Raw genomic sequence first — 17361 nt, forward strand, 5'->3', positions numbered from 1 at the left:
TTACAACTTAAATAATGTATAAGCTGTCAGCTTTGGTTTTAACTTGCATGCCTGTTACTAATTCAACATGAACTTCGTCTTTGTTTACTTCAGTAATTACCGCATTTACAAGTGCTTGGCCAAGTTTAACCTTAACCTTGTTATTAACCTTGACCTCACTTGCAGGTAAAGGTTCAACTTTTCCTGAACGTTTAGCAGGGGCTGCTTTAGCTGGTTTGTTAGCTTGTGCATTGTTTTTGCTAGCGTGGGCTGGTTTTTTCTTGAAAGATTTAGAATCTGAATCTTGGCGTGGACGCTGTTGTTTTTTGCGTTTTGCCATTTTAGCACGGCTTTCTTCTAGTGCTTTTTGAGCGTGGTCAATGTGCTCTTGCTCAACTTTTTCACCTTGATTACCATCAAGATCAATACGAAACTCTGACTTAGTCACAGCTTCTAAATAACGCCAGTTAGACGTGTATTTTCTAAGCGCTTGACGTACTTGAGTCTTGCTTACTTTTTCAGACCCTTCGATACGCTCGGCAATATCTTTAAAAATACCGACTTTAAGCGGTTTAATACCGTCTTTTTGTTTAAAACATTGTGGAAATTCTTGATAAAGAAATTCCAGCACTTCATTAATATCTTTTAGCTTGTTTGTGGTTTCCATTTTAGAACCTATTTTTCACATCTTTTCATCAAGGGACGAGTCAACGTAGTGTATTACCCAGTCGATTAACTCTTCGAAGTCGGCTTCAAGTACAGCCAAATCACCTCGAAGGTGTTCCCAAATACCATTTATTATTTCATCGATTGATTCACAATCTAAATCATCTGGAAGTTTATCCCAGGCTATGTGAATCAAATCATTGAGCGTTTCCGCTACATGTTCTTCTTCCCCTTCCCAATCGCCTACATCTTGTACTGCGAATAGGTAGTCTTGAACATTTAGCAAGTCTTTCATTATAAGCTTGCCTCTAAGCATTTAACTAATGCTTCAAGACCTGCTTGGTCATCAGTATCAAATCGACCAATAGTTGGGCTATCGATATCAAGAACAGCAACTATTTTATCATTTTTCATGATAGGTACAACAATCTCAGAGTTAGACGCTGCATCGCAGGCTATGTGGCCATCAAACGCATGTACATCTTCAATTAGTTGAGTTTCTAACGTTGCTGCAGCCGTACCACACACCCCTTTACCAACAGGGATACGAATACACGCTGGATTACCTTGAAAAGGCCCAAGCACTAATTCACTTGGCGAATCCATAAAGTAAAAGCCCGCCCAATTTACATCTTCTAATGAGGTAAATAATAGCGCACTTACGTTAGCCATATTAGCAATGACATTAGATTCACCAGCAATTAGTGATTCAGTTTGCTTAACTAATGACTGGTAAAAATCGTGCTTTTGCATACCAAACTACTTCTTATTAAACAGACAGTAGCTAAAGGTACTCTTTGTCGTGAAAAATTGAAACCTTTTACAGGCAAAAAAACAGAAATAGCGCCGTTTTTCAGCACGCTTGATTAATATTTCTGCAATTATTTTTTTGATGTTTTACGCAGGCCAAATAAAAATAGTCCTGCGGCAAAAGCTGCCATTACACTATTAATTAAAAATATCTCACCTGTTGTAGCACTGAGTAAATAACTAAATATTGCGCCACCGAGCAGCCCAAGAGTCAGTACACCTGAATAATTCACTTTTGCATACTTAAACATAAGCAAATAACCCGGTACGACAAAAGCGGCCATAGTCAGTCCAACAATATGTGCGTTCGCAATTGCACTCATCAGTAGTTGTAAAAAAATGGTAACCGCATCGCCATTCATAGTGAGCCCATAATAAAGGCCAAGTAAACTACCAACAATCACAGGGGATAATAAAGAAAGCGCTACACTTTTGACTAGTTGATGTTTCATATAAGTTCCTAATTACACACTACAAACATTATATTAAGCATGCACCAAGTTCTTAAGGTTAGAAATAGAGACTATGGTCGTAATTTATGATGGGAAAACAAGCACTCTTTAAACTGCTGTAACTAGGCATTTTAATTTTATAAAAAATATACCTTCGCGTTTCTAGCAAGGGCCTTTAACCCCCTTTGCAAGGTGTGTTAATTTGAAGATTTAATTTATGTTGGGCTGTTTAGTGAATGGGCTTAATAATGTTTTGCTAACAAAAAACAAACACGCATTGTTTTACCTGCCCACGCTTACTTTGAGCTGCTTAGTCGCCTATAAGACAAAGTTCACTACCTTATAGACGCTATCGTCAGTAAAACCTAACCTTTAGATTGCAATATTAAATACGTTCTTCAATTAATGACTAATTTACGCATAGCCAGCGTCATAGGTATACAGCACAGCAAAGCTGCAAAAGTGATGATGTATCGTTAATTGTGTCAAAAGGTTGGAATACAAATAAAACAAACAACGTTATCAATGAGCATCATTACACGATAAATAATAAGTTTTCTTGAAGGTAAATCATCCTTGAGCCACAACATACTATTTTAATGACCAATTTTAAAATCTAAAAAATAAAAGTAGTACATGAATATGTTAATAATCTATCAATAGCGGCTAATAGCAAACCGAAATGGGCAAATAAGCGAGGAAACCTAAGATGGCCTGATAATAAAGCGTAAAAACAAAAAAGCCCGCTAAAAAGCGGGCTTTAATATAATGGTGGAGAGATAGGGATTTGAACCCTAGATGGGCTACAAACCCATGCCGGTTTTCAAGACCGGTGCATTCGACCACTCTGCCATCTCTCCGAAAGTGCTATAAATTACAAGTAAGAGTGTACTCATAATTATTGTAATAAGATGGTGGAGAGATAGGGATTTGAACCCTAGATAGGCTACAAACCTATGCCGGTTTTCAAGACCGGTGCATTCGACCACTCTGCCATCTCTCCGCACGGCCTGCATAATAGGGAAACCCATTGGCTTTGTGAAGCTTTTTTTTTAAAAAATTGTTTAAGTGCTTAAAAAACAATTAATTTGTTTAAAGATGAAACAAATAATTTCTTTTTGATGCTTAAATGAACTTTAATTAAAAAATAACACTCTATTGATCTACAAAGGTTTGCCCAAACATATAAGAGTTGGTAATCTAATTTTAGTTAAATTATCGAAACAAACATGTTTCACTTAAAGGAGCTCTACAATGGCATTTAATCATTCGTACAATACCGCTAAACCGGTAATGTCGACCATTGAAACAAACAAGGTACTTAAAAACACCTATTTCTTACTGGCCATGACATTAGCATTTAGTGCTGTTACGGCGGGTATTTCAATGGCATTACAATTACCTTACTTTATGGGAATTGTGTTCACACTGGTTTCGTTTGGTTTATTATTTGTTGTAAACAAAAAAGCAGACTCAGCCTCAGGCGTGTTTTGGGTGTTTGCTTTTACAGGCTGTATGGGCGCAGGCCTTGGCCCACTACTTAACTATTATGCAGCTATGCCTAATGGCCCTATGCTTATTATGCAGGCGCTTGGTTCTACTGCATTAATATTTTTTGGTCTATCGGCTTATGCATTAAACACTAAAAAAGACTTCTCATTTATGGGTGGTTTTTTAACAGTAGGCTTACTAGTGGTTATTGTTGCAAGCATAGTTAACATCTTCATTGGCAGCTCGCTAATGTTTATGGTGCTTAACGCTGCTGTTGTGTTAATTATGTCTGGCTTAATCTTATTTGATACTAGCCGTATTATTAATGGCGGCGAAACTAACTACATTCGCGCGACGGTCGCTCTATACTTAAACGTATATAACCTATTTACCTCTTTACTGCACCTTCTTGGCGCAAGTGATGACTAATTAAATAGTTCTGTTAAAATAGCCCCTTTATTGGGGCTTTTTTATTGGAATTGTTTTGGCGCGATTTGTTCTTTCTTTACATACTCCTCCTTCAGATCATGACTCAACGCAACGTATTATAAAGTTTGCGAATGCATGTTTAGCACAAGGCCACACCATAGATGCGATATTTTTGTATCAAAATGGGATTTATCACGCGTCAGCTCACTTTGAGCTAGCCTCTGACGAGCTGCAAATTCCTACGCAATGGCAACAACTTGCAGATAAAAACGTCAACTTAATGCTATGTATTACTGCAGCAGAAAAACGTGGCTTAAACACAAGCCAAACAGGTGTGTTTACTGTAGCCGGGCTTGCAGAATTTGCCATGCTAGCGAGTGATGCAGATAAATGGATACAGTTTAAATGAAAAACGTTTTAGTAATGAGCCAATCCAGCCCCTTTGATGAGCTTAATACCCGCGATGCCCTAGACATGGCACTAATATTTGCCGCAGTTGATCAAAATATTAGCTGGCTATTTAGCGGCCCTGCAGTGCTTGCTTTAAAACATAATCAATCAACACAGCAACTTGGTGTAAAAGATTTTTTTAAAAACATCAAAACGCTTGAAATCTATGAAGTAGAAAACATATATGTATGTGAAAAATCGTTACTAGATTATAACTTAAACAAATCTCAATTAATTATTGATTCAACCAGCCTCAATTACACTGAGCAACAACTGCTGATCGGCCAGCAAGATTTTGTGGTGAACCTATGAGTACATTACACATTTTTTCAAAGCCACTGGCTTATTATGACTCTACTCAGCTTGAAAACTTAATTAAATACACCGATAAAGTACTCCTTGTTGGTGATGCCTGTTATGCCGCTAAGCAGTATTTTCAATTAAACGATTCGCTATTGTTGCTTTTAGAGGATGCGCAGGCACGCGCAGTTAAACTAAGCCCAGGCCAAACACTTATTAATTACGATGAGTTTGTCGCCCTTACTCTATCTACTAACCAATCTATTACCTGGTAATCCATGCTTGAATTTAATAATCAACAAATCGACACTGATAAACAAGGCTACTTGCTAGATTACACCTTGTGGACAAAAGAGTTAGCCCCCATTATCGCCGAGCAAGAAAACATTATCTTAAGTGAACAACACTGGGAAGTGATTAATTTTGTGCGCAATTTTTACTTAGAATATAACACCAGCCCAGCAATAAGAATGCTTGTTAAAGCCATGGCTAAAGCGCTTGGCGAGGACAAAGGCAATAGTATTTATTTGTATAAATTATTTCCCAAGGGGCCTGCAAAACAAGCCACAAAAATTGCTGGCTTACCCAAGCCCGCTAGGTGTATTTAATGGCGAACAAACCAATGCATAATCGCGCAAGTAAAAGTACCACTAAACGAACCACGGGTAGAACTTACTCACGCAATTCGCTCACTAAAAAAAGTACAACTTCGCGTGAAATTAAACCCGCTATAGCGCCTAAAGATAGAAAAATTGTTTTATTTAACAAGCCTTACGATGTGCTTTGCCAATTTACAGACGATGCCAAAAGAAAAACCTTGGCTGAATTTATTCCCATTAAAGATGTATACGCTGCAGGCAGACTCGACCGTGACAGTGAAGGCTTGTTACTTTTAACAAACTGCGGAAAGCTTCAAAATACCCTTACCGCACCGAATAAAAAAACCAATAAAACCTATTGGGTGCAAGTTGAAGGCGAGCCTAGTGAAGAGGCCATTAATGCCCTGTGTAAAGGTGTTGAACTAAAAGATGGGATGACCTTACCCGCAAACGTAAAAATTATTGACGAGCCAAAACTTTGGCCTCGCGTGCCGCCGGTAAGAGAGCGAAAGTCGATTCCTACAACGTGGTTAAGTATTACAATTAATGAAGGGCGTAATAGGCAAGTTCGCCGTATGACCGCCCACGTTGGGCACCCTACATTAAGGCTTATTCGCTACAGTATTGGCAATTACACGCTAGATGGCATAAACAGCGCACAGTACAGTGTTATAAAAGGTAAGGTAAATGCATAAACCCCATGTAACGGTGGCTGCTGTAGTAAAAAAAGGAGAGCATTTTTTACTGGTAAAAGAGCGAGATAAATTTACTTCTAATATTTGTTATAACCAACCTGCTGGCCATTTAGAAGTAAACGAAACACTGGCTCAAGCAGCCAGCAGAGAGCTTTTTGAAGAAACAGGTTTGTCCCTAACCTCCACGGGCTTAATCGGTGTTTATAACTTACATGCGGTAATGGGGTGCATTACTTACGCTTTTGTTTTATGTTTGATGGCACTCAAGTCACCACTGAGCCCTGCCCAAAAGATGGAGATATAATTAGTGCCAACTGGCACAGTTTAGAAGACATAAAAGCACTGCCTCTAAGAAGCCATTTAGTTTTAAAATGTATTGAAGACAGCCTAAACCGCCCTATTCAAGACGTAGACTTTATTTACGAGGATAATTAAACATCTACGCTTTATATAATTCTCAAAGCTATATAAATAGTCCAAGGCTATAAATTAACTTAATGCTAAACAATTTCGTCCTTGCCTTTTTGAATAATAAAGTGCGCTGTCGGCGGCCTTAATAAACTCTTTTTGATCGCAGCTATCATCTTTATTAATTGCGTGAATACCCATGCTCAGGGTTAAGTAGCCGGTAAAGCTGTCTTCATGAGGGATGTGCAGCTCTTCAATTGCCTTTTGAATATGCTCAGCAATAAATAAGGCCCCTTGTTTATCGGTTTGAGGCAGCAATACAACAAATTCTTCTCCGCCATAACGCGCCACAAAGTCCTCGGTGCGGCTTACCGTACAAGCTATTGCTTGCGCCACGTTATACAAACATAAATCACCTTCAACATGCCCGTAGCGGTCGTTAAAGAGTTTAAAGTGATCAATATCGATTAAAATAATTGCCAAATCGTCACCACACTCAACGGCTTTTTCGAACTCTTTACTTAGCTTTTCATCAAAACGACGTCTATTTGCTATTTGTGTTAGCGAATCTAAAAATGCCATGTCGCGTAAAATATTTTGATCTTCTAAACGCTTGGTCGCATCATTAAATACAGCAATATATTCATCGCCCAAATTGATTCCAGATACTTCCATGGTAATTGTATTACCGTTTTTACAAGTAACATGGTAATCATGCGCGGGGATGTCTTGCCCTGTTTCATTGCCAATTTCTAACGCCGATTGCCACATTTTTTTCACGGACTCTCGATAGTGAGGATCTGGGTATGCATTAACCCACCACTGCTCTAAGTTAGGTAAGTCATCAACGGTATAACCAAATACATCTATAAAGCGCTGATTAACTCTAATAATATCACCGGTTTTAGCACACACATTAGAGATAGGCATAGGCAAAATAGTAAATAAATGGGCGTAGTGGCTCATCTCGTGGCGCTTCATAGGATGATGCATTTTTTTAGAAAGGAAACTGTATGGCGCATCTTCTTTTTCGTGAGAAAGCGAATGCTCCATAGTTAATACAAAGTACCACTCGTTCCACCATTTTTGTGTTGCTTCAATTAACGCCACTTCAGATTGGTTAATTAAAGCTAAAGATGCGGTAACTGAATCAAAAATAGCATCAACGGGGCTAATCTGTTGAGAGTCTACGGGTACGCTGTGTTTAAATATTTCATGAAAAAGTTTGTAGGCAGATTGCTTAAACTCACTCGTCGGGTTTTCAAGTAACTGCTTTACATGAAAGCTTGAGTTAGTCGTATAAAACGTAATTAGGGTCGTAAGTTTTTTTACCTGAAAGGCGTAATTCATATATTCATTCCGTTGAAAATATTAAGGCAATAAAATGCAAATTTAATACAAAAATCTTGCCTGTTCCTTAATTGTACAACAAACACAAGGTAATATGGACGCTATTATTATGCGCTCAGACAATAATGGCACCGAAATATCTTTTTACAATGGCTTATTTAAATTTTTCATCATTTTTTATGTTAAATGCGATTCAGTCTTATTTGCTATTTATTATATGAATAAAATAACTACAAAATCGTGTGTTTGCGCCACTCCTCCCTTTAAGCAAAAACAAAATGCGTGCTATAATCGCGGCCTTTCCTAGTTAACAGCAATCTGTATAAGCGAAATTATTCATGAGCGAAAATAGTCACATTAAAGTCATCGTTGGTATGTCCGGCGGTGTTGATTCTTCTGTATCTGCATATTTATTACAACAACAGGGCTACCAAGTAGAAGGCCTGTTTATGAAGAACTGGGAAGAAGACGACAATGACGAATACTGTGCAGCCGCTGAAGATTTAAAAGATGCACAAGCAGTGTGTGACAAATTAGGCATCGAGCTTCATACCGTTAACTTTGCAGCCGAATACTGGGATAACGTTTTTGAGTACTTTTTAGAAGAGTACAAAGCGGGCCGTACGCCAAACCCAGATATTATGTGTAACAAAGAAATTAAATTTAAAGCATTTTTAGAATTTGCAGCACAAGCACTTGGCGCCGATTATATTGCAACAGGCCATTATGTTCGTCGTGAACTACGAGACGACAAATACGTTATGTGCCGAGGCTTAGACGATAACAAAGATCAAAGCTATTTCTTATATACCTTAAGCCATGAACACATAGGCCAAACTCTTTTCCCAGTAGGCGATATAGCTAAACCAGACGTACGCCGTATTGCAGAAGAGCAAGACTTAATCACCCACGATAAAAAAGACAGCACCGGTATTTGTTTTATTGGGGAGCGTAAATTTAAAGACTTTTTACAAAAGTTTTTACCTGCTCAACCTGGTGTGATTGAAGATACTGACGGCAACAACGTTGGTGAGCACGAAGGGCTTATGTATCATACACTTGGCCAGCGTAAAGGCTTGTTAATTGGTGGCATGAAAGAAGGCTCTGGCGAGCCATGGTACGTTGTAGATAAAGACGTTGAGCGCAATGTGCTCGTTGTCGGACAAGGTAAAGACCACCCTCGCCTATACAGCAATGGTCTAAACGCCAATCAATTACATTGGGTAGACCGTGTTGGTCCTCAAGGTACAACGCGCTGCACCGTTAAAACCCGTTACCGCCAAGAAGATATTAATTGTACTCTTCTCGTTGGGGAAGATGGTATGGCACGCGTATTGTTTGATGAACCACAAAAAGCCGTTACACCGGGTCAATCAGCTGTATTTTATGCCGATGATGTGTGTTTAGGTGGCGGTATTATAGATTCGGTGATTAAGTAATGAATCAACACCAAGTCATGGCGCTTGCCGCCATGTGCCAAGTGGCTAAACAAGTACAAAAAATCGCGCAATACGGCAGCGCAAACGATTCAGACTTAGACGTGCTATTTACAAGTATTGTACAAACATCACCCGCATCGCCGGTTGATGTTTATCAAGGTACGCATAACTTGCGCGACGGCTATAAAACATTAATGGCGCAGCTTACTGCTGGCGCTCAAAAAGATGTTGAAATAGTTAAGTACGTAGGTGGTTTAATGCAGCTTGAACGTATTTTAAATAACGAGCCAAAAAGCTTAGCTGAACTTGGCCGTCGTATCGACGACATTCATCGTCGCTTAGATCACTTTGCCATAACCGATGACACCGTAGTTGCCGGTTTAGCAGATATATACTCGTCGGTGCTGAGCCCCCTTGGGCACCGAATTCAGGTTTATGGTAAACCCGAGTTATTAAAACAGCAGCAAACGCAAAATAAAATTCGTGCCCTTTTATTAGCAGGAATTCGCAGTGCTGTATTATGGCGACAAATGGGCGGTAAACGCCGTCACTTTTTCTTTGCAAAAAGAAAAATTCTCGCTATTGCAAAAACAAACATTTAATTATCGTTCAAAACTAAAATTTAGGAGTTATTATGGAGCTTTCAGCGTTAACCGCTATCTCTCCAGTGGATGGTCGCTACGGCAGCAAAACCACTGAACTACGCAGTATTTTCAGCGAATTTGGCTTAATCAAATACCGCGTAACCGTTGAAGTGCGTTGGTTGCAAGCCTTAGCTGCAGCAAGCGATATTAAAGAAGTACCTGCATTTAGCGAACAAGCCAATGCACTTTTAAATGCCATAGTTGATAACTTCAGCGAAGCAGACGCACAGCGTGTTAAAGACATTGAACGCACCACAAATCACGATGTTAAAGCGGTAGAATATTTACTAAAAGAAAAAGTAGCCGATAACAGCGAAATTAACGCTATTAACGAGTTCATTCATTTTGCCTGTACATCAGAAGATATTAATAACCTATCTCATGGTTTAATGCTAAGCGAAGCTCGTGATAATGTGCTCCTTCCATACTGCGACCAACTACTTAACGCTATAAAAGAAAAAGCCATTGAGTACAAAGCAGTACCTATGATGACGCGTACCCACGGCCAACCAGCTACGCCTTCAACAATGGGTAAAGAGTTTGCTAACGTATACATGCGTTTAAAACGCCAACGCGACCAAATCGCACAGGTAGAAATGCTAGGTAAAATTAACGGTGCTGTAGGTAACTACAATGCTCACCTGAGTGCTTACCCAGATTACGATTGGCATACCCACGCAAGCAACTTTGTAACTAGCCTTGGTTTAACCTTTAATCCGTTCACTACACAAATAGAGCCGCATGACTACATTGCCGAGCTATTTGATGCTATTGCTCGCTTTAACACTATTTTACTTGATTTTGATCGTGACGTTTGGGGTTACATTGCCCTTAACCACTTTAAGCAAAAAACCATTGCTGGCGAAATCGGCTCTTCAACAATGCCGCATAAAGTAAACCCTATCGACTTTGAAAACTCAGAAGGTAACCTAGGTTTAGCAAATGCTATATTTGCTCACCTTGCACAAAAACTGCCTGTTTCTCGTTGGCAGCGTGACCTTACCGACTCAACCGTTTTACGTAACTTAGGTGTGGGTATGGGCTACACGCTTATTGCGTATCAATCTACACTTAAAGGCGTAAGCAAGCTTGAAGTAAATGAGCAACGTTTACTTGATGAGCTTGATCAAAACTGGGAATTACTTGCTGAGCCAATTCAAACAGTTATGCGTAAATACGGTATTGAAAAACCATACGAAAAACTTAAAGATTTAACGCGTGGTAAACGTGTAAATCAAGAGATTATGGCCGACTTTATCGATGGTTTAGACCTGCCAGAGCACGCTAAAGTAGAAATGAAAAAACTAACACCTGCCAACTACATTGGCCGCGCTGTTGAGTTTATTGACGATTTAGTTTAAATACTAAATTGCGCATATAAAAAGCGAAAGGATAATCCCTTTCGCTTTTTTTGTACTAAAAATTATAGGCCAACTCTATGTACCAATTAAAAATAAACAACCTCTGTGAGCAAGAATTTTTAAACCAATACTGGCAAAAAGAACCGCTATTAATTAAACAAGGCTTTACAGACTTTCAAGACCCAATAGAGGCAGAAGAGCTTGCCGGTCTTGCTATGGAAGAAAGTATAGAGTCGCGAATTGTTACCAACCACAATAACGATTGGCAAGCATACCAAGGCCCATTTGAAGACTTTGAAAAATTAACTGAGCAACACGCTACTTTATTGGTACAAGCGGTTGATCATTGGCATAGCGATGCAGCACAACTGCTTCAACCATTTAGGTTTATACCTAACTGGCGAATAGATGATTTAATGATCAGCTACTCAACCCCTAAAGGTGGCGTTGGTCCGCACCTAGATCAGTACGATGTATTTATTATTCAAGGCCAGGGTAAGCGTCATTGGCGTGTTGGTCTGCCTGATCCAACACTTAAACAATTTACGCAAAATAAAAAACTACTACAAGTTGAGCAATTTGAAGCCGTTATAGATTGTATTTTAGAGCCCGGCGATATTTTATATATACCACCTGGGTGTCCTCACGAAGGTTATGCAATAGAAAACGCCCTTAACTACTCGGTTGGATTTAGAGCACCTAATCAACAAGACTTATTTTCTAGTTTTGCCGATCATGTTATTGATACCGACAGCGGCCAAAAACGCTATACCGATCACACTTTAGCCCTTAGGGACTCTAAAGGTGAGCTTTTACAGAGCGAAACCGATAAAGTTAAAACCCTTATGCAAGCGCTACTTAATAACGATGAGCTATTTAAGCATTGGCTTGGTAATACCTTAAGCCAAGCCAAGCACGAAATGGACTTAGCACCGCTTGAAGAGCCTATAGCCTGCGAGCAAATGAGTGATTTAATAGCAAACAATGCAGAAGAATTTGAGCGTTTAGGTGGCATACGTGCTATCTATCAGCAGCTAGAAGACACCCTATTATTAAGTATTAATGGCGAAAACTACCCGTTACCACTTTGCGACTTAAATGCCGTTAAACTATTAACAGATCATGATTATGTTAATATCGACGATTTAAACGCAGCGCAGCCCAGCCTAGTTTTTATTCAAACCTTTACTACACTAGTTAATGAGGGGATGTGGTTTAATTAGAGGTGCGCTATGGGCTATCAAATTAATAAGGTCGAGTGGGATAGGCAAAAAGACCAGCTACAACAAATACGTGAAAAAGTATTTGTATATGAGTTACACATACCCAAACGAGTAGAATTTGATAGCCAAGACAAACTAGCACACCATGTGCTAGTTACTCACAACAGTAACGCACCCGTAGCCACAGGTAGGCTGTGTACAGATGGCTTAATAGGCCGAATAGCCGTTTTGCCCGCACACCGTAATCGCCACGTTTATACTTCATTACTTACTTTTATTGTTAATCTTGCCGCTAACGATGGGCACCAAGTTATTAGTATTAATTGTATTTTAAACGAAGTTGAACGCTTTAAACGAAACGGCTTTATACAACAAGGCGGTGTTTTTATGGAAGCAGGTATACCTAGGCAGCGAATGCAATGCCAAGTGTCTGAGTTTGTCACTAAACCATTTACATTAGTACATTAAAAAAGGGCCGTTAATAGCCCTTTTTTACGTTTATACAAGCAATACCTTATTTTGGTTCATTAGCCCAAAGTTGCTCGTTTTCATGCATTTCGTATAAGCCGTGAGCACGGTTTATAAGTAAGTTAGCAAAGTCGACTTGGGTTTTATCGCGTGCGCCAACACTCATTATTTGATCTGCTTTTAACTGCCATTGTAAAGAAAAATATCGCATAGCATCGCGCGCATCTTTTGCTGCACTTACTTCTGCATGATCAGTAGGTAAGCGCCCTGTTATTACCCAGTAGCTCTTACCGTTTTGCGCTTTAAATTTCCACATAGCACACAATGGCGCTAAAAAGCGGCTATCTTTGTCTATTACTGATTTAGGCATAATGCCTTTTTCTGCTAAGTATTTTTGGGCGTTTTGAAAACACTCGCGTTGCCAAGCAACCCGTTGTTGCTCTATTTGTGCTTGCTCTTGCGCTGTTAATGGTTTTTTTTCTTCTTGCTGCATTTTATTAACCTTTACTGCTTTTTTTCTACACTCTAAGTGCATAACAAATAAGGTGCAAGCATAAAACACCTGCTTTGCACCTTAAATACACCATTTGATTTGTTTTTAATCACAATTGCGCTTAAGCAATAATAAATCGCTGTTATTTTATATTGTGATCAAACGAGCCTACATCACCTGGGAACACCACTGGCGATTCAATCCCGTCTTTGCTTATCGCTGCAACACCGAAATAGTAATTATCTATAACAACGTTTTTAAGTGTAGCTTTACTTACATTGCCCACATCTTGGCTAAATTGCCATTGCGGCTCACTGGTATAGCGCCAATAAATACGATAACCGGCTATATTATCATCATCTGAACTTTGCCACGAAAGCGTAGTGTCGGCCTTAACCGCGCCTTCAATTTTTACCTGTTTAGGGGGAGCTGGCGCCCAAGCCATTGAAGCCATTGTTACTGCGTTCAGTGACGTAAGCTTTGCTGTGTAGTCAAAATCAACGCCATCTATGGTATCGCCATAAACCACGCCATTTTCTGAACGTAAATCTTGATGTTGTCGGTCGTAATGCTCATTAGTTTCCATAATTCTGACTGCTGCAAAACCTGCATCGTTAAACGGTCTATGGTGCCCGCCCCGGCCAAATCTATCTAACCTGTAAACTAACATCGTATCTAAATTTGGAATATACCTATCGGCAATTGTATCTATATAGCGCGCTAAATTACGGCTCGCCGAATCGACTTCGCCACCTGTAAAACGGCGCGTTCTTGCTTGTTGTTTCGTTTCTACTACACGCGTGCCTTCTGAGAAAATACGCGCCGTTGTATTGTCGGTAACGCCATTAATACCGGTAATGTTGCCAATCATGTCGTTATTTAAAACGCCATGTACTTGCCAATTGTGCTCTTGCGCATACGCTGTGAGTATTTTACCGCCAAATAAACCCTGCTCTTCGCCAGACAACGCTGCATACACAACTGAGCCATTAAATTTATGCTTGCTTAGTACACGTGCAGCTTCAATAACCCCTGCCACGCCTGAAGCGTTATCATTAGCACCCGGTGAATCACTGGTAAAGTCCATTACATCGCTCACCCGCGAATCAATATCGCCCGACATAATAACCATTCGGTTTGGCTCAGTACTACCACGCTGAATGGCCACTATATTCACTACTTCAACAGGATTAGGAATTCGTTTTTCACCTGATATAGTGTCTTTAACTTCAATAACTTCTAGGCAACCACCACATTGCGCTGATATTTTTTCAAACTCTTTTTTGATCCAACGCCGTGCAGCACCTATGCCCCGTGTATCTGACTTAGTTTCAGAAAGAGTATGGCGGGTACCAAAATCCACCAGCGTTTGTATGTCGCTCCCAATACGTTTAGCTGATACCTGCGCTGCAATATCATGTAGCTTTTGTTGTTCTTCATATTTTATGCTGGCATGAGCCTGTGCTGATAATCCTGCCGTACAAGCAAAGGCTAACGCACTCAAATTAATAAGTTTAGTTGTAATAGAAAAAGGGGTTTTGCGCATTATAAGCTCCTTATTTTTTACCTTACCATTACTCAACGACCTATATAGTGCAACTATTTTGAGTTAAAGCTTTATACAAGTAAGCTCAACTGTAAAAATTAACCACACTTAAGTACTCCCCTCTTTTAAGAAACCGAGCGTATTACAAACCTTGTTACATAAATACGCTATATACATAGCGTGTTTTCGTGGCAAACTAATGGGGTGTTTTATTTGTATTTGTAACCTATGCGCCAGCTTAAAGCCGACACTGTCTCTGCTAATTTAATTGCCACTAGTAACAACCAATATGGGCCTATTTGTGTTTATCAAAATACGGCCTATCGCTGGTTAACACTTGCCCAAAATGCGCAAAGCGATATCACTATTCAAGGGGTGATGAGCCTTAATGAGAATGAACAATTACTGATTGCGGTTAATCAATGTATGCTGTTATTTTTACTTAAAGCAGCTGAGCCACTAAGTGTTTTAAATTTAGGTATAGGTACTGCGGGCATTGAACGAGCCATTCATTATTTACATAACAAAACGGCTTATATAAATAACTTAGCTGTGTTTGACAGTGTAGAAATAAACCCCGCGATGATAAGCGTTGCTAAGCACCATTTTAACTTGCCCGCTAATCATACGGTGCACTTACAAAATGCAGAGCTGTTTGTTGCAACGTGCACGCGCACATACAATGTCATTACAATTGATATTTTTAGTGGCGATGTACATCAAGACTTTTTATCTAACAGCGTATTTTGGCAAAACATACGTCGCTGCAGCGGGCTAAATGCGCAAATTATTATAAATTTAAACCCTAAAACAGGAAAAGAGCTCCAAGCTTTACTCGTCCTGTTTAGGCAACACTTTAGCTGTATTGCCCTTATAGAGTTTAACGAATACAAAAATATTGTCGTGATGCTTTCTCAGCAAAGCTTAGTGCACATTAATAAAGAAGAAATAGCCCATTCGCCATTATTTAAAACGTGGGCGCCCACCCTTCACAACGACATAAACAGCATTTATCACATAGAGTAATTTAGCGCCCTGGTTCGTGTTTTTCATAGCACGGCAAATGGGTTTCTAATTGCTCCCAATTGGCTTTAGAGGTAACAAAATTATGCGACATTACCTGTTCAGCAATATCGTCATCTATCAACCCAAGGCGTATTCGCAAGCGAGATTTATCCTCTGCATTAGCACTGTAAATAGGTGAGCCACATGTTTTACAAAAAAAGCGCGCACGCCCAGGTTTGAAATTAAATTCAGTTAAATTATCTTCACCTTTGGGTAAGTGTAAACTCGTGAGTGTTTACAAAACCATTAGTGGCAAAAGCAGTCCCACTGTTTTTTCTGCATAGTGAGCAGTGACAATGAATAATTTGAGAAATAGCCCCTTTAATTTCAATGCTTACCGCTTTACATAGGCACGTGCCAGTATACATATAATCCCTTTTATTATTTTTAATTGCGTGTAGTTAGGTATTTTACGCGTTTAAAATATAAACGTCAGTAGAATAGATAAAATACAATATTGGTTGACTAATTTACGCCAAATTGGTTATATAGATTTTTGGCTTTAAAAATTAAATTCCACATATTGGTTTACCAATTTGTATACTTATACTTACATTAGTTAAAGAGGGATTATGCGCGTTAAATACAGCTTACTGTTAGTGGCCTGCTCAGGATTATTAGCCTGTAGCCAAAACAATCAAAACGCTCCCTCTGCAAAGTGGTTATTAGTAGATAACTTTGAACAACCGCTAAAAGGCTGGACAAAGGCCGACACAGACAACCAAACTCAACCTTATGTCGCTAACCCACAAGTAACTAAAATAGAAGTTGAGGACACAGCCAAAGGGATTAACCATTTTTTAATTAAAAAGCCTGCCGAAAATGGTATTGTCGGCAACCGCAAAGCCCTCAGCTATAAAAAGCTTCCTAAAACAGTGCCCGTTGGCGAAACCTACACTTTTTTTACCCGTATTAACGTCGCCTCTTTTCCAAATAACCATGCTTTTGGATTAAGTAACTTAGAGCCAGAGCAAATAAACGTTCATGGCTACGACGCCTTTGAAGCCACTCTTCGGGTTACCGATAAAACCGAATCAAACGGCTTAGTTAATACCGGGGCGCTAATGGTCAAAACTGATAAAGGCTATAGTAATATCCAAAACTATGCACAAGCGCAATCGGCTAAACCACTTGATACAAACAGTTGGTACAACATTTGGTACGTTGTTAATAATGCATCGGTAAAAATGCAAGGCCAGCAATACAATGTATACGTTCAAGGCGGCGAATTTAAAAACCAAACCTTAGTGTATAAAAATGCCACCTTTAGAATGAAACGCGAGCGCCCACTTAGCTATTTTTTAGCTAACTGTAATACGGGCCCACATAAAAAGCCCTACGGAAATGGCGGTTTACGCTATGACGACATTTATATGATTAAAGGCGTAAACCTTACAAACCCTATTCGATAAAAGTAGCAGTGTAAATTAGTCGCTAAAGATCTACAGCGCGCCACTTAAATGGTATGATCCTTTTCTATTTTTTGTCATTTA

Annotated in this window: 20 protein-coding genes, 2 tRNA genes and 2 pseudogenes; 14 read left to right on the forward strand and 10 right to left on the reverse strand. The window is 39.4% G+C overall.

The features are described 5' to 3' along the window. Positions 1-7 precede the first annotated feature (7 nt). The 6 genes from proQ to PSH50_RS00975 form a co-directional block, all read right to left on the reverse strand. Positions 8-646, reverse strand: a complete 639-nt coding sequence (proQ, locus tag PSH50_RS00950) for an RNA chaperone ProQ (RefSeq protein WP_004586712.1) — start codon at positions 644-646, stop codon at positions 8-10. A 15-nt stretch (positions 647-661) separates the two neighbouring features. Further along, positions 662-940: a hypothetical protein gene (locus tag PSH50_RS00955; protein WP_004586713.1), complete on the reverse strand. Its 279-nt coding sequence runs from the start codon at positions 938-940 to the stop codon at positions 662-664. After that, positions 940-1398 carry a GAF domain-containing protein gene (locus tag PSH50_RS00960; RefSeq protein WP_004586714.1) on the reverse strand — a complete coding sequence of 153 codons (459 nt, stop codon included), beginning with the start codon at positions 1396-1398 and terminating at the stop codon, positions 940-942. The genes PSH50_RS00955 and PSH50_RS00960 overlap by 1 nt, the downstream gene beginning before the upstream one ends. 128 nt (positions 1399-1526) lie before the next feature. Next, on the reverse strand, positions 1527-1907 hold the full coding sequence (locus PSH50_RS00965) for a hypothetical protein (protein ID WP_273587375.1): 381 nt from the start codon (positions 1905-1907) through the stop codon (positions 1527-1529). Between the two features lie 769 nt (positions 1908-2676). Continuing rightward, positions 2677-2767, reverse strand: a tRNA-Ser gene (locus PSH50_RS00970). A gap of 52 nt (positions 2768-2819) precedes the next feature. Then, a tRNA-Ser gene (locus PSH50_RS00975) sits at positions 2820-2910 on the reverse strand. A 251-nt stretch (positions 2911-3161) separates the two neighbouring features. Here PSH50_RS00975 and PSH50_RS00980 point away from each other — a divergent pair. The 7 genes and pseudogenes from PSH50_RS00980 (at position 3162) to PSH50_RS01010 (ending at position 6306) form a co-directional block, all read left to right on the forward strand. After that, positions 3162-3827: a Bax inhibitor-1/YccA family protein gene (locus PSH50_RS00980; protein WP_004586716.1), complete on the forward strand. Its 666-nt coding sequence runs from the start codon at positions 3162-3164 to the stop codon at positions 3825-3827. A 55-nt stretch (positions 3828-3882) separates the two neighbouring features. Beyond that, on the forward strand, positions 3883-4236 hold the full coding sequence (tusD, locus tag PSH50_RS00985; protein ID WP_004586717.1) for a sulfurtransferase complex subunit TusD: 354 nt from the start codon (positions 3883-3885) through the stop codon (positions 4234-4236). Beyond that, the gene (gene tusC, locus PSH50_RS00990) at positions 4233-4589 is read left to right on the forward strand and encodes a sulfurtransferase complex subunit TusC (RefSeq protein WP_273587379.1); all 357 of its coding nucleotides are present in this window, start codon (positions 4233-4235) and stop codon (positions 4587-4589) included. The genes tusD and tusC overlap by 4 nt, the downstream gene beginning before the upstream one ends. Continuing rightward, on the forward strand, positions 4586-4852 hold the full coding sequence (tusB, locus tag PSH50_RS00995) for a sulfurtransferase complex subunit TusB (protein ID WP_273587381.1): 267 nt from the start codon (positions 4586-4588) through the stop codon (positions 4850-4852). Before tusC ends, tusB begins: the two co-directional genes overlap by 4 nt. Positions 4853-4855: 3 nt before the next feature. Further along, the gene (locus PSH50_RS01000; RefSeq protein WP_004586720.1) at positions 4856-5185 is read left to right on the forward strand and encodes a TusE/DsrC/DsvC family sulfur relay protein; all 330 of its coding nucleotides are present in this window, start codon (positions 4856-4858) and stop codon (positions 5183-5185) included. Beyond that, positions 5185-5871, forward strand: a complete 687-nt coding sequence (locus PSH50_RS01005) for a pseudouridine synthase (RefSeq protein ID WP_273587384.1) — start codon at positions 5185-5187, stop codon at positions 5869-5871. Before PSH50_RS01000 ends, PSH50_RS01005 begins: the two co-directional genes overlap by 1 nt. Further along, positions 5864-6306, forward strand: a pseudogene (locus PSH50_RS01010) (NUDIX domain-containing protein). Before PSH50_RS01005 ends, PSH50_RS01010 begins: the two are co-directional and overlap by 8 nt. 54 nt (positions 6307-6360) lie before the next feature. On the opposite strand, the gene PSH50_RS01015 reads toward PSH50_RS01010, so the two are convergent. Continuing rightward, positions 6361-7629, reverse strand: coding sequence for a diguanylate cyclase (locus PSH50_RS01015; protein ID WP_273587386.1), 1269 nt, complete (start codon positions 7627-7629; stop codon positions 6361-6363). Positions 7630-7967: 338 nt separating this feature from the next. Here PSH50_RS01015 and mnmA point away from each other — a divergent pair, with 338 nt between their 5' ends. From mnmA to PSH50_RS01040, 5 genes are all read left to right on the forward strand, one after another. Continuing rightward, the gene (gene mnmA, locus PSH50_RS01020; protein ID WP_004586724.1) at positions 7968-9068 is read left to right on the forward strand and encodes a tRNA 2-thiouridine(34) synthase MnmA; all 1101 of its coding nucleotides are present in this window, start codon (positions 7968-7970) and stop codon (positions 9066-9068) included. Then, the gene (gene hflD, locus PSH50_RS01025; RefSeq protein ID WP_004586725.1) at positions 9068-9670 is read left to right on the forward strand and encodes a high frequency lysogenization protein HflD; all 603 of its coding nucleotides are present in this window, start codon (positions 9068-9070) and stop codon (positions 9668-9670) included. Before mnmA ends, hflD begins: the two co-directional genes overlap by 1 nt. A 32-nt stretch (positions 9671-9702) precedes the next feature. Continuing rightward, positions 9703-11073, forward strand: coding sequence for an adenylosuccinate lyase (gene purB, locus PSH50_RS01030; protein ID WP_024033516.1), 1371 nt, complete (start codon positions 9703-9705; stop codon positions 11071-11073). A gap of 77 nt (positions 11074-11150) precedes the next feature. After that, entirely contained in the window at positions 11151-12296 is a 1146-nt protein-coding gene (locus PSH50_RS01035) for a cupin domain-containing protein (RefSeq protein ID WP_273587390.1), read from the forward strand. A 9-nt stretch (positions 12297-12305) separates the two neighbouring features. Beyond that, positions 12306-12764 (forward strand): GNAT family N-acetyltransferase, encoded by a 459-nt coding sequence (locus PSH50_RS01040; protein ID WP_121637558.1) that lies wholly within the window; start codon positions 12306-12308, stop codon positions 12762-12764. 46 nt (positions 12765-12810) lie between these two features. On the opposite strand, the gene PSH50_RS01045 is transcribed toward PSH50_RS01040, so the two are convergent. After that, positions 12811-13257, reverse strand: a complete 447-nt coding sequence (locus PSH50_RS01045) for a DUF4826 family protein (RefSeq protein ID WP_029772653.1) — start codon at positions 13255-13257, stop codon at positions 12811-12813. Between the two features lie 142 nt (positions 13258-13399). Further along, on the reverse strand, positions 13400-14803 hold the full coding sequence (locus PSH50_RS01050) for a M28 family metallopeptidase (RefSeq protein ID WP_273587394.1): 1404 nt from the start codon (positions 14801-14803) through the stop codon (positions 13400-13402). Positions 14804-15031: 228 nt separating this feature from the next. On the opposite strand from PSH50_RS01050, the gene PSH50_RS01055 reads away from it, so the two are divergent. Continuing rightward, on the forward strand, positions 15032-15829 hold the full coding sequence (locus tag PSH50_RS01055) for a hypothetical protein (RefSeq protein ID WP_273587396.1): 798 nt from the start codon (positions 15032-15034) through the stop codon (positions 15827-15829). Between the two features lies 1 nt (position 15830). Here the strand turns inward: PSH50_RS01055 and PSH50_RS01060 are convergent. Continuing rightward, positions 15831-16236 (reverse strand): annotated as a pseudogene (locus PSH50_RS01060) (GFA family protein). Positions 16237-16440: 204 nt separating this feature from the next. On the opposite strand from PSH50_RS01060, the gene PSH50_RS01065 reads away from it, so the two are divergent. Further along, the gene (locus tag PSH50_RS01065) at positions 16441-17280 is read left to right on the forward strand and encodes a hypothetical protein (protein WP_029772658.1); all 840 of its coding nucleotides are present in this window, start codon (positions 16441-16443) and stop codon (positions 17278-17280) included. Positions 17281-17361: the final 81 nt, after the last annotated feature.

Source organism: Pseudoalteromonas sp. Angola-7 (assembly GCF_028599255.1).
Classification (GTDB): Bacteria; Pseudomonadota; Gammaproteobacteria; order Enterobacterales; family Alteromonadaceae; genus Pseudoalteromonas; species Pseudoalteromonas atlantica.

What these genes read in the sequence shown, in the direction of transcription:
- PSH50_RS01055 (WP_273587396.1), top strand. Translation starts at nt 15,032, where the DNA reads ATGCGCCAGCTTAAAGCCGACACTGTCTCTGCTAATTTAATTGCCACT.
- PSH50_RS00960 (WP_004586714.1), bottom strand. Translation starts at nt 1,398, where the DNA reads ATGCAAAAGCACGATTTTTACCAGTCATTAGTTAAGCAAACTGAATCA.
- PSH50_RS00955 (WP_004586713.1), bottom strand. Translation starts at nt 940, where the DNA reads ATGAAAGACTTGCTAAATGTTCAAGACTACCTATTCGCAGTACAAGAT.
- PSH50_RS01005 (WP_273587384.1), top strand. Translation starts at nt 5,185, where the DNA reads ATGGCGAACAAACCAATGCATAATCGCGCAAGTAAAAGTACCACTAAA.
- PSH50_RS00980 (WP_004586716.1), top strand. Translation starts at nt 3,162, where the DNA reads ATGGCATTTAATCATTCGTACAATACCGCTAAACCGGTAATGTCGACC.
- tusC (WP_273587379.1), top strand. Translation starts at nt 4,233, where the DNA reads ATGAAAAACGTTTTAGTAATGAGCCAATCCAGCCCCTTTGATGAGCTT.
- PSH50_RS01000 (WP_004586720.1), top strand. Translation starts at nt 4,856, where the DNA reads ATGCTTGAATTTAATAATCAACAAATCGACACTGATAAACAAGGCTAC.
- hflD (WP_004586725.1), top strand. Translation starts at nt 9,068, where the DNA reads ATGAATCAACACCAAGTCATGGCGCTTGCCGCCATGTGCCAAGTGGCT.
- tusB (WP_273587381.1), top strand. Translation starts at nt 4,586, where the DNA reads ATGAGTACATTACACATTTTTTCAAAGCCACTGGCTTATTATGACTCT.
- PSH50_RS01040 (WP_121637558.1), top strand. Translation starts at nt 12,306, where the DNA reads ATGGGCTATCAAATTAATAAGGTCGAGTGGGATAGGCAAAAAGACCAG.
- PSH50_RS00965 (WP_273587375.1), bottom strand. Translation starts at nt 1,907, where the DNA reads ATGAAACATCAACTAGTCAAAAGTGTAGCGCTTTCTTTATTATCCCCT.
- PSH50_RS01045 (WP_029772653.1), bottom strand. Translation starts at nt 13,257, where the DNA reads ATGCAGCAAGAAGAAAAAAAACCATTAACAGCGCAAGAGCAAGCACAA.
- PSH50_RS01065 (WP_029772658.1), top strand. Translation starts at nt 16,441, where the DNA reads ATGCGCGTTAAATACAGCTTACTGTTAGTGGCCTGCTCAGGATTATTA.
- PSH50_RS01050 (WP_273587394.1), bottom strand. Translation starts at nt 14,803, where the DNA reads ATGCGCAAAACCCCTTTTTCTATTACAACTAAACTTATTAATTTGAGT.
- proQ (WP_004586712.1), bottom strand. Translation starts at nt 646, where the DNA reads ATGGAAACCACAAACAAGCTAAAAGATATTAATGAAGTGCTGGAATTT.
- mnmA (WP_004586724.1), top strand. Translation starts at nt 7,968, where the DNA reads ATGAGCGAAAATAGTCACATTAAAGTCATCGTTGGTATGTCCGGCGGT.
- PSH50_RS01015 (WP_273587386.1), bottom strand. Translation starts at nt 7,629, where the DNA reads ATGAATTACGCCTTTCAGGTAAAAAAACTTACGACCCTAATTACGTTT.
- purB (WP_024033516.1), top strand. Translation starts at nt 9,703, where the DNA reads ATGGAGCTTTCAGCGTTAACCGCTATCTCTCCAGTGGATGGTCGCTAC.
- PSH50_RS01035 (WP_273587390.1), top strand. Translation starts at nt 11,151, where the DNA reads ATGTACCAATTAAAAATAAACAACCTCTGTGAGCAAGAATTTTTAAAC.